Source organism: Micromonospora sp. NPDC023633 (assembly GCF_040640035.1).
GTDB lineage: Bacteria > Actinomycetota > Actinomycetes > Mycobacteriales > Micromonosporaceae > Micromonospora.
The window spans coordinates 19,814-29,009 of sequence record NZ_JBFABB010000089.1 but is presented as its reverse complement, the minus strand read 5'-3'; the positions used below and the strand labels follow the sequence as shown (position 1 = coordinate 29,009).

10 protein-coding genes are annotated in these 9,196 nt (G+C 74.2%); 2 read left to right on the top strand and 8 right to left on the bottom strand.

From position 1 onward, the window contains the following. Window positions 1-9: 9 nt before the first annotated feature. The 4 genes from AB0G13_RS24395 to AB0G13_RS24380 all read right to left on the bottom strand — a co-directional run bounded on the left by AB0G13_RS24395 (window position 10) and on the right by AB0G13_RS24380 (window position 2,345). On the bottom strand, window positions 10-270 hold the full coding sequence (locus tag AB0G13_RS24395; RefSeq protein WP_357878327.1) for a hypothetical protein: 261 nt from the start codon (window positions 268-270) through the stop codon (window positions 10-12). 93 nt (window positions 271-363) lie between these two features. Further along, window positions 364-825, bottom strand: coding sequence for an SRPBCC family protein (locus AB0G13_RS24390; RefSeq protein WP_357878324.1), 462 nt, complete (start codon window positions 823-825; stop codon window positions 364-366). Window positions 826-877: 52 nt separating this feature from the next. Beyond that, window positions 878-1,294: a DUF2795 domain-containing protein gene (locus tag AB0G13_RS24385; RefSeq protein ID WP_357878321.1), complete on the bottom strand. Its 417-nt coding sequence runs from the start codon at window positions 1,292-1,294 to the stop codon at window positions 878-880. Window positions 1,295-1,364: 70 nt separating this feature from the next. After that, window positions 1,365-2,345 carry a YihY/virulence factor BrkB family protein gene (locus AB0G13_RS24380; protein ID WP_357878318.1) on the bottom strand — a complete coding sequence of 327 codons (981 nt, stop codon included), beginning with the start codon at window positions 2,343-2,345 and terminating at the stop codon, window positions 1,365-1,367. Window positions 2,346-2,511: 166 nt separating this feature from the next. On the opposite strand from AB0G13_RS24380, the gene AB0G13_RS24375 reads away from it, so the two are divergent. Beyond that, a complete protein-coding gene (locus AB0G13_RS24375) occupies window positions 2,512-2,913 on the top strand; it encodes a ChaB family protein (protein ID WP_091095813.1) in 402 nt (133 codons plus the stop codon). A gap of 60 nt (window positions 2,914-2,973) precedes the next feature. Here AB0G13_RS24375 and AB0G13_RS24370 read toward each other — a convergent pair whose 3' ends face one another. After that, window positions 2,974-4,407 carry an aldehyde dehydrogenase family protein gene (locus tag AB0G13_RS24370; protein WP_357878315.1) on the bottom strand — a complete coding sequence of 478 codons (1,434 nt, stop codon included), beginning with the start codon at window positions 4,405-4,407 and terminating at the stop codon, window positions 2,974-2,976. 70 nt (window positions 4,408-4,477) lie between these two features. On the opposite strand from AB0G13_RS24370, the gene AB0G13_RS24365 reads away from it, so the two are divergent. Beyond that, window positions 4,478-6,082 carry an NAD(P)/FAD-dependent oxidoreductase gene (locus AB0G13_RS24365; protein ID WP_357878312.1) on the top strand — a complete coding sequence of 535 codons (1,605 nt, stop codon included), beginning with the start codon at window positions 4,478-4,480 and terminating at the stop codon, window positions 6,080-6,082. A 750-nt stretch (window positions 6,083-6,832) separates the two neighbouring features. Here AB0G13_RS24365 and AB0G13_RS24360 read toward each other — a convergent pair. The 3 genes from AB0G13_RS24360 to AB0G13_RS24350 all read right to left on the bottom strand — a co-directional run bounded on the left by AB0G13_RS24360 (window position 6,833) and on the right by AB0G13_RS24350 (window position 9,146). Then, window positions 6,833-7,600, bottom strand: a complete 768-nt coding sequence (locus AB0G13_RS24360) for a polyprenol monophosphomannose synthase (protein ID WP_357878309.1) — start codon at window positions 7,598-7,600, stop codon at window positions 6,833-6,835. A 119-nt stretch (window positions 7,601-7,719) separates the two neighbouring features. Continuing rightward, window positions 7,720-8,721, bottom strand: coding sequence for an SDR family oxidoreductase (locus AB0G13_RS24355; protein ID WP_357878306.1), 1,002 nt, complete (start codon window positions 8,719-8,721; stop codon window positions 7,720-7,722). Next, window positions 8,718-9,146: an SRPBCC family protein gene (locus AB0G13_RS24350; RefSeq protein WP_357878303.1), complete on the bottom strand. Its 429-nt coding sequence runs from the start codon at window positions 9,144-9,146 to the stop codon at window positions 8,718-8,720. Before AB0G13_RS24350 ends, AB0G13_RS24355 begins: the two co-directional genes overlap by 4 nt. Window positions 9,147-9,196: the final 50 nt, after the last annotated feature.

The following is a 9,196-nucleotide window of genomic DNA, read 5'->3' as shown; positions in this document are numbered from 1 at the left end:
CCGCGCGGCTCACATCGAGTCGGGCCCGGTCCGGCCGGTCGTGGAGGGCCGGTACGCGCGGTCGGGGTCGGTCGGCTCGCGGCCTGCCCCGGCGGCCTGCCCGCCCCGGTCCACCGCCTCCGGGCCGTGCCCGAAGGCCGCCTCCTCGCCGGCGTCGTTCCCCGTCACGTCGTCGGCCTGGCCGTCCAGGGTCGAACGCGCGACGGCCCGGTCCAGTTCCCGCAGTGGAGTCCGTTCCTCGTCCCGCCACACCTTGTCGTCGTCCGTCATACCCCTCGCGGTACCCCGGCCCGGTGCCCGCAAACGACGATGGCCGCCGGGGAAGCCGGCGGCCATCGGAGGTTCACACCCGGGGGCGGGAGATCAGGGCTGCGGACGGTCGACCTTGCCGCGCCAGGCGCCGGTCTCCTGACCGCGCCGCTCGATGAACTGCTTGAACCGTTCCAGGTCGCCCTTCGCGCGCCGGTCGACGATGCCGAGCTTGTCGCCGGCCTGCTCGACCACGCCGTGCGGTTCGAACTCAAGTTGGAGCGTGACCCGGGTGGTGTCCTCGTCCAGGCGGTGGAAGGTCACCACGCCGGCCTGCTGGGTGCCGCCCGTCGAGCGCCAGGCGACCCGCTCGTCGGGGAGCTGCTCGGTGATCTCGGCGTCGAACTCCCGCTTCACCCCGGCGATCTCCACCGTCCAGTGGGTCATCGTGTCCGTCAGCTGCCGGACCTCCTGCACCCCCTCCATGAACTGGGGGAAGTCCTCGAACTGGGTCCACTGGTCGTACGCGGTGCGCACCGGGACGGAGACGTCCACGTGTTCGGTAACGCCACTCATCAGGCATCCTCCTTCGTCCGCCGGTGACAGGCCGGATCGTGCGGGGATCCGGTCACCAACGGGTCGTCTCGTTCTTGTGGCCGAGCGCCGCCCACACCTCGGAGATCGTCTGGTAGCGGATGCCCTCGGGCAGCCGCTCCAGTTCGGCGACGATGTCCGCCGGCGCCTCGTTGTCGCGCGCGTTGGCGATCAGCGCCTCCCGGTCACCGGGCAGGGCGGTCATCGTGATGAACCGGCCGAGCCGGCTGCGTCGCTCGACGTCCTCGGAGCTCATCCCCTTGGGCGCGCCCGTACGCAGTTCGCCGGCCGGGGCCGTGGTCGGCTCCGGCTGGTCCTCACCCGCCGGTTCCGGCACACGGGACTCGTCGACCCGCGAGCCGCCGGTCCCCGGCCCCTGCACGAGGCCGCTGACCTCCCGGCTCATCTGCTCGTCGACCCTCGGTCCGTGCTTGCTGCTGCCACGTTCCATGCCTTCTGCGCTACCCGGTGGCATCGGCGGTAAACGGGCGAGCCGGGCGCGGTCGGTAAACCCGCGCGGGTCAGGTGGCGGCGGGCGTCTTCGGGGGCAGGACGGGCTCGTCGGCGTCCGGCTCGCCGGCCTGGAGCACCCGGCCGCGCTGGAGTTCCGCGTTGATCTGCACGCCGAGCATCAGCGCCGAGTTGGACAGGTAGAGCCAGACCAGGAACGCGATCACCGCCCCGAGGCTGCCGTAGGTGGCGTCGTACGAGCCGAAGTTGGCCACGTAGAGGCCGAAGCCGAAGGAGGCGAGGACCCAGGCGAGCAGGGCGACCGCGCCGCCCGGGGTGAGCCAGCGGAACCGCGGCTGCCGGACGTTCGGCGCGATCCAGAACAGCAGGCTCAGCAGCACCATCATGATCAGCGCGAGCACCGGCCACTTGGCGATGCTCCACGCCGTACGCGCCAGCCCGCCGGCGTTGATCAGGTCGCCGACCGCGTCGGTGACCGGCCCGCTGACGATCAGCCCGGTGGCGACGACCGCCAGCAGCACCAGCGAGATCGCCGCCAGGCCGATCTGCATCGGCCGCAGCTTCCAGACCGGCCGCCCCTCCTCGACCCCGTAGACGGCGTTGGAGGCGCGGGTGAACGCCCCGATGAAGCCGGAGGCCGACCAGAGCGCACCGAGCAGACCGAAGCTCAGCAGCACGCTGGCCGAGTCGTTCTGGTCCACCACGCCCCGGACGACGCCGACGAAGCCCTCGTTGGCCACCACCGAGCCGGCGCCCATGTCCCGGGCCAGGTCCAGCACGGTGTCGACGGTCTGCTCGCCGTTGGACACCAGCCCGACCAGGGCGACCACCACGATCGTGGACGGGAAGAGCGCGAGCACTCCGTAGTAGGTCAGCGCCGCGGCCCAGTCCGCGCAGTTGTCCTTGACGAAGTTGCGCACGCTGCGCACCAGCACCCCGCGCCACGTCCGCCAGCTCAGCTGGCGTACCCGGCGGGGGATCCGCAATCGCCGCTCCCCGCTGAGCGCCGCGCCGGGTTCCGTCGTCGTCATGGCCCGCTCCCTGTGCCCCGCCGGCCGCCGGATGACCCGGTGCATCCGGCTTCGCCTGGCCCCGCCGGTACCCCTGGCCGGAAATCGACAAACCCGGCCTCCCGGTTTGCCGGCGGGGCCCGGGGGAACGGTCAACGCCGAACCCACCGACGCGGAGGAGGACGAGATGCCCGGGCGCGAGGTACTGCCCAGCACGCTGCGACGCTCCCCGAAGAAGGCGCAGCGCACCTGGGAGAAGACGCACGACTCGGCCGTGGAGACGTACGGCGAGGGGGAGCGGGCGCACCGCACCGCCTTCGCCGCCGTGAAGCACGAGTTCGAGAAGGTGGGCGACCACTGGGAGCCCAAGGGCCGCAAGGGCCCGAGCGACCGCCAGGCGGCCGGTGGCGGACCGGAGCGCCGGGCACCCACCGCCGGCGGGGTGGACGCCAACGCCACCAAGGACCACCTGATGAAGGTGGCCCGCAAGCTGGACGTGCCCGGCCGGTCGAGCATGACCAAGCCGGAACTGGTCAAGGCCATCGAGAAGGCGAACAACCGCCAGACCGCCAAGGCCCGCGGCCGCTGAGGCCGTCATCGGGTACGCCACGCAGAGGCTGTCCGCCCGCGGACAGCCTCTGCGCGTGCGTCACCAGTGGCCGCCGCCGGGCGCCTCGATGTGCACCGCCTTCGTCGCGGTGAACTCGTCCAGCAGTTCCGGGCCGTAGCCGTAGCCGTGTCCGCTGCCCCGGCGCGGGTGCGCGGCGCCGCCGGGCGCCCCGCCGAACACCGCGTTGACCTTCACGGTGCCCACCGGCAGTTCCCGCCAGGCGCGCTGGGCGTGGCTCATCGATCCGGTCAGCACCGTCGCGGCCAGCCCGTACGGGGAGTCGGCGGCGCACCGCAGCGCCTCGGAGAACGAGTCGACGGCGACGATCGCGGCGACCGGCCCGAACGTCTCCTCGCGCACCACCGTCATGTCGTGCCGGCAGTCGGTCAGCACGGTCGCCGGGTAGAACGCCCCCGGCCCGTCGGGCAGCGTGCCGCCGGCGCGGATCCGCGCGCCCTCCGCGACCGCCGCGGTCACCTGCCCGTGCACGTGGTCGCGGTGCCGCCGGTCCACCAGCGGCCCCAGCTCGGTGCGCGGGTCGCCGCCCGGGCCCACCCGCAGCTGCGCGGCCCGCTCCACCAACGCCTGCGTGAAGTCCTCCGCGACGTCGCGGTGCACGTAGATCCGCTCCACCGCGACGCAGATCTGCCCCGCGTTGGCGAACGCGCCGAGGGCCGCCTGCCCGGCCGCCCACACCGGGTCGACGTCGCCGTCCACGACGAGCGGGTCGCTGCCGCCGTTCTCCAGCAGCACCTTCGCCCCGGTCCGCGCCGCGGCGGCCGCGATGGCCCGCCCGGTGGCGGTGGAGCCCACGTGGGCGACGACGTCCACCTCCTGCGCGGCCAGCGCCGCGCCGACCTCCGGTCCCCCGGTCAGCAGCGACAGCACCCCGGGCGGCAGCGCGGAGTCGAGCGCCTTCGCCAGCAGCCAGCCGGTCGCCGGGGCGCGCTCGCTCGGCTTGTGCAGCACCACGTTGCCGGTGACCAGGGCCGCGCCGAGCAGCCCGCAGGAGACCGCCACCGGGTCGTTCCACGGGGTGATCGCGGCGACCACCCCGCGCGGCTGCGGCGTCATGAAGTCGAGGGCGTGGGTGCCGCCGTGCAGGGTCCGCCCGCCGCGCACCGGGGCCAGCTCCGCGTACTGTCGCAGCGTGCCGATCCCCGCCTCCACACCGCCCCTGGCGTCCGACAGGGGTTTGCCCATCTCGGCCGTCGTCGCGCGGGCCAGGTCGTCGGCCGCCGCCGCCACGGCGTCCGCCGCCCGGTGCAGGGCCGCCGCCCGTTCCGCGGGAGCGGTCGCCGCCCACTCCGCCGCGACGCCGCGCGTCGCCTCCACCGCCTTGCCGACCTCGTCGGCCGTCGCCACCGGCGCCGAGGTGACCGGGGAGCCGTCGGCCGGATCGTGTACGACCAACTCGCCACCCTCGCCGCCCGCGCCCCACACTCCGCCTATGAGCTGCGCAACCGTGTACATGGCAGTGCATGCCCCGGCCCCGGCGCGACAAACGCGTTTCGCCCGGTTGCTGGCCGGGTAGGCGGATCGGATGAGTTGCCCCGGCGCGGAGAGCGCGGACGCCGTCGTCGTCGGAGCCGGCCACAACGGCCTGGTCGCCGCCAACCTGCTGGCCGACGCCGGCTGGGACGTGCTGGTGCTGGAGGCCACGGCCACGCCGGGCGGGGCGGTGCGGTCCGCCGAGGTGACCGCCCCCGGCTTCCTGAGCGACCTCTACAGCTCCTTCTACCCCCTCGGCTACGCCTCCCCGGTGCTGCGCGGGCTGGGCCTCGACCGTTACGGCCTGCGCTGGCGGCACTCCCCGGACGTGCTGGCCCACCTGCTGCCCGACGGACGGGCGGCGGTGCTCAACCGCGATCCGGAGACCACCGCGGCCTCGCTGGAGGCGTTCGCGCCGGGCGACGGCAAGCGCTGGCTGCACGCGTACGACGACTGGCGCCAGGTGGCCGAGCCGATGCTGGAGACCATCACCACGCCGTTCCCGCCGGTGCGCGGGGGCCTGACCCTGCTGCGCCGGCTGCGGGTGTCCGGGGCGCTGCGGCTGGCCCGGCGCCTGGTGGTGCCGGTACGCAAGCTCGGCGACGAACTCTTCGAGGGCGAGGGAGGCCCGGCGTTGCTGGCCGGCTGCGCCCTGCACACCGACCTGTCGCCCGAGGAGGCCGGTTCGGGCGTGTACGGCTGGCTGCTCGCCATGCTCGGCCAGCAGGTCGGCTGGCCGGTGCCCGACGGCGGCGCACAGAAGATCACCGACGCGCTGGTGGCCCGGCTGACCGAGCGCGGCGGCCGGATCCTCTACGGCGCACACGTCGACCGGGTGCTGACGGCGCGCGGCCGGGCGATGGGCGTGCGTACCGTCGGCGGCGCCCTCTGGCGGGCCCGCCGGGCGGTGCTCGCCGACGTCCCCGCGCCCGCCCTCTACCTGGACCTGGTCGGCGCGGCGGCGCTGCCGCCCCGGTTGGTGGAGGACCTGGCGCACTTCCGTTGGGACGGCTCGACGCTCAAGGTGGACTGGGCGCTGTCGGCCCCCGTGCCGTGGACCAACCGGGCGGTCGCCACCGCCGGTACGGTGCACCTGGGCGCGGACCTGAACGGGCTCACCAGCTACGCCGCCGCGTTGGCCCGTCAGGAGGTGCCGCGCGACCCGTTCCTGCTGCTGGGCCAGATGTCGGTGGCCGACCCCAGCCACTCGCCGCCGGGCACGGAGTCGCTCTGGTCGTACACCCACCTGCCGTTCCGCCAGCGGTGGCGGGCGGAGGAGATCGCCGCGCACGTCGAGCGGATGGAACGGGTGCTGGAGGAGGCCGCGCCGGGCTTCCGCAGCCTGATCGTGGGGCGACACGTGGCCGGGCCGGCCGACCTGGAGGCGGGCGACCCGAGCCTGGTCGGCGGCGCGCTCGGCGGCGGCACCGCTGCCGCGTACCAGCAGCTGTTCCTGCGCCCGATCCCCGGCCTCGGCCGCGCGGACACCCCGGTGGACCGGCTGTTCCTGGCCAGCGCGTCGGCGCACCCGGGCGGCGGGGTGCACGGCGCCCCCGGCGCGAACGCCGCCCGCGCCGCCCTGGCCCGCGACCGCGCCCTCACCGGCCCGCTGTACGCGGCCGGGATCGACGCCGCGCACCGCGCCGTCTACCGCTGACACCGCCGGCCCCGGTTGGCTGGCTCGTCCGCCAATGGTCCGAGGTGGTCACGGCCGACGGCGTCAATCCGGCCCCGGCCGACGGCGCCAACCGGCCCTGGCCGGAAGCCTGCTGGCGGGCAGCAGGGCTGACCGACGCCCTCCCGAGGGCCGCTGGTGTCGTGGACGCATTGGCTACTCAGCGTGAGGATTCTGCGGGCGGGAGGGATCCCTCGCTTCGCCCTTTGCTCTGCAGCCATATACGCAACGGTAGCTATGGGTGACCCGTGGCTGGCTTGGCGGCCATGCCGCCCCTTGGAAAACTCCAGGTAGGAGAGCTGGTGCGTGCGTGGCTGCAGAGCAAAGGGCCGACGGGGCAGGTCGGACTCGGGCGCGGGGGTGACTCAGAGTTAGGTAACGCTGGGTAGTTGCGAGGCGGGGTGACCGGATAGTCCCGGGAGTGATGCACCGTGGCCGCCCGGGCCAGCTGCTCCGACCAGCCGCCCCGGCCAGCCGTGCACGCCGCGGGCCCTGCTCCCGTCTGTCAGCCCCGCCCACCGCCCGCCGGCCACCCGACCCGCCCGCCCGCCTCATCGGCCGAGCGACCCGCCCGGGCGGACGGGCCGAGCGGCCCGCCCGACCCGTCCGCCGAACGCGGACGAGCCAGGGCAAGGCGGCAGCGGGGAGTCGAGGCGTGCGTGGCGGGCGGGGGCGGGGCAAGCAGGCGGGACGAGAAGGCAGGGCGGGGCGGGACCCCGCAGCCGGGCGGGCTCAGCGTTCGATGTTGCGGTGCTTGCTGCGCAGCTTGAACGGCATCAGCGCGCTTTCGATCTTGGTCGCGGTGGTCATCTTGGACGCGCCGTCGCGCCGCTCCTCGAAGCGGATCGGCACCTCCAGGATGGTGTGCCCCAGCTTGGTGGCCAGGTAGTGCATCTCCACCTGGAAGCTGTAGCCGTTGGACTGCACCCGCTCCAGGCCGATGTCGCGCAGCGCGTCCGCCCGCCAGATCTTGAAGCCGGCGGTGAGGTCGCGGATCCGGACCCGCAGCAGGGTGTGCACGTAGAGGTTGGCCCAGCCGCTGAGGGCCCGCCGGTAGAGCGGCCAGTTCTCGTCCAGCTCGCCGCCCGGGACGTACCGGGAACCGATCACCACGCCGGCCTGGGTGGAGAGCAGCGCGCCGAGCATGCCCGGCAGCGCCTCCGGCGGGTGCGACAGGTCGGCGTCCATCTGCGCCACGTACTCCGCGCCACCGTCGAGGGCACGCCCGATGCCGTCCACGTAGGCGCGGCCCAGGCCCTCCTTGCCGGCCCGGTGCACGACCTCGACCCGGTCGGGGTGCTCGATGGCCAGCTTGTCCGCCACCTCACCCGTGCCGTCCGGCGAGTTGTCGTCGGCGACCAGGATCTTCAGGCCCGGCAGCGGCAGGGCCAGCAGCCGCTCGACCAGCACCGGGAGGTTGCCCGCCTCGTTGTAGGTGGGAACCACGACGGTCAGGCGTGCGTCCCGCCATGGCACGGGCAACTGCACGGGTTCGATCATGTCGGACATCCTCGGTCGGCGGACAGGGCTCCCTGAGAGCGTAGCCAGTTGCCACATCCGGGTGGAAAAGGCCACCCCTACCGGCCCGTCTTCCGCCCCGACGAGGGACGAACGCGGAGTCAGCGGAGGCGACGGGCCAGCGCGGTCAGGGCCACCGTCAGCCCGGCCAGGGCGACGCCGGAGACGGCCGGCTTGTGCGTACCGATCCACAGCGCGGCCGAGCGGCGGCGGGCCCGGTCGGTGAACACGCCCTCCGCGCCCCGGTCCCGTTCGTCGTCCCCGGGGCGGTCCAGGTTGTCCCGCCAGGCGGCCGGGTCGATCGGTGTCTCGGTCTGCTGGCTGTCGTAGCCGTCGCGCGCCAGCTTCCGGTCGAGCAGGCCGGGCGCGAGGACGTCGCCGAGTCGGGCGCGCCAGGTCGGTCCGCCCACGTTCAACTCGCGCGGCCCGTGGTCGGCCGCCCAGACGACCGCCCTCGCGGCCACCTCGGGTGCGAAGATCGGCGGTACGGGCTGGGGATGCCGGGGCAGCCGGGTGCGTACCCAGGAGAACTGCGGGGTGTTGACCGCCGGCAGCTGCACCATCGACAGCTTCACGCCGGGGCAGTCGTGCAGCAGCTCCGCCCGCAGCGAGTCGTTGAAGCCCTGGACGGCGTGCTTGCTCGCGCAGTACGCCGACTGCAACGGGATCCCGCGGTAGGCCAGCGCGGAGCCGACCTGCACGATCGCGCCCCGCCCCCGTGCCCGCATGTGGCGCAGCGCCGCGAGGGTGCCGTGCACGGTGCCGAGGTAGTTGACCTCGGTGACCCGCCGGAACTCCGCGGCCGGGATCTCCCACGCCGGGGCGAAGACCGAGACCATCGCGTTGTTCACCCAGACGTCGATGCCGCCGAAGCGGTGCACCACGTCGTCGGCGGCCTGCTGCACCGCCCCGGCGTCGGCCACGTCCACCCGGTAGGTGCGCACGTCCGAGGCGCCCCGCTCCCGGCAGTCCCGTTCGGCGGCCGCCAGACCGGCCTCGCCCCGGGCGAGCAGTGCGAGCCGGGCGCCGCGCTCCGCGTACCGGCGGGCGATCGCCCGTCCCACGCCGGCGCTCGCCCCGGTCACCACCACGGTCTGTGTCATCCGTCCGCCTTCTGTCGGATGGCGATGTCGGCCAGCCGGGTCAGGGTCTCCTTGTTGCGCTGGTGCAGCACCAGGTCGTTGACCTTGTTGCGCACCCAGCGCAGCGGGCCGGCGGCGAAGTCCTCACCCATGCGGACCCGGGTCGCGCCCGCGCCGACCGCTTCGAGGGTGAAGACCACGACGGCCTCCCCGGCCGGCCAGAGGCCGGCGCGGATGACCAGCCGACGCGGCGGCTCGCAGGTCAGCACCGTCGAGGAGTCGTGCAGGGAGAACGGCCACGGCCCGGCCTTGTGGTGCAGCTGGCTGCCCACCCGGGGCCAGGCGTCGTCGACGTCGCGGACGTGCACCGTGCCGACGACCCAGTCGCTGTACGTCCACCCGTCCGCCAGCACCGCCCAGACCTGCTCCGGGGAAGCTTCGATCACTTTCTCCACAATCGCCACTGCGCTCCCATACCCCGACTGCGGTCGGGGCT

Bases quoted from the DNA above. Each gene is read 5' to 3' on its own strand.
- AB0G13_RS24395 (WP_357878327.1), bottom strand. From the start codon at position 270: ATGACGGACGACGACAAGGTGTGGCGGGACGAGGAACGGACTCCACTG.
- AB0G13_RS24375 (WP_091095813.1), top strand. From the start codon at position 2,512: ATGCCCGGGCGCGAGGTACTGCCCAGCACGCTGCGACGCTCCCCGAAG.
- AB0G13_RS24390 (WP_357878324.1), bottom strand. From the start codon at position 825: ATGAGTGGCGTTACCGAACACGTGGACGTCTCCGTCCCGGTGCGCACC.
- AB0G13_RS24365 (WP_357878312.1), top strand. From the start codon at position 4,478: ATGAGTTGCCCCGGCGCGGAGAGCGCGGACGCCGTCGTCGTCGGAGCC.
- AB0G13_RS24380 (WP_357878318.1), bottom strand. From the start codon at position 2,345: ATGACGACGACGGAACCCGGCGCGGCGCTCAGCGGGGAGCGGCGATTG.
- AB0G13_RS24360 (WP_357878309.1), bottom strand. From the start codon at position 7,600: ATGATCGAACCCGTGCAGTTGCCCGTGCCATGGCGGGACGCACGCCTG.
- AB0G13_RS24385 (WP_357878321.1), bottom strand. From the start codon at position 1,294: ATGGAACGTGGCAGCAGCAAGCACGGACCGAGGGTCGACGAGCAGATG.
- AB0G13_RS24355 (WP_357878306.1), bottom strand. From the start codon at position 8,721: ATGACACAGACCGTGGTGGTGACCGGGGCGAGCGCCGGCGTGGGACGG.
- AB0G13_RS24370 (WP_357878315.1), bottom strand. From the start codon at position 4,407: ATGTACACGGTTGCGCAGCTCATAGGCGGAGTGTGGGGCGCGGGCGGC.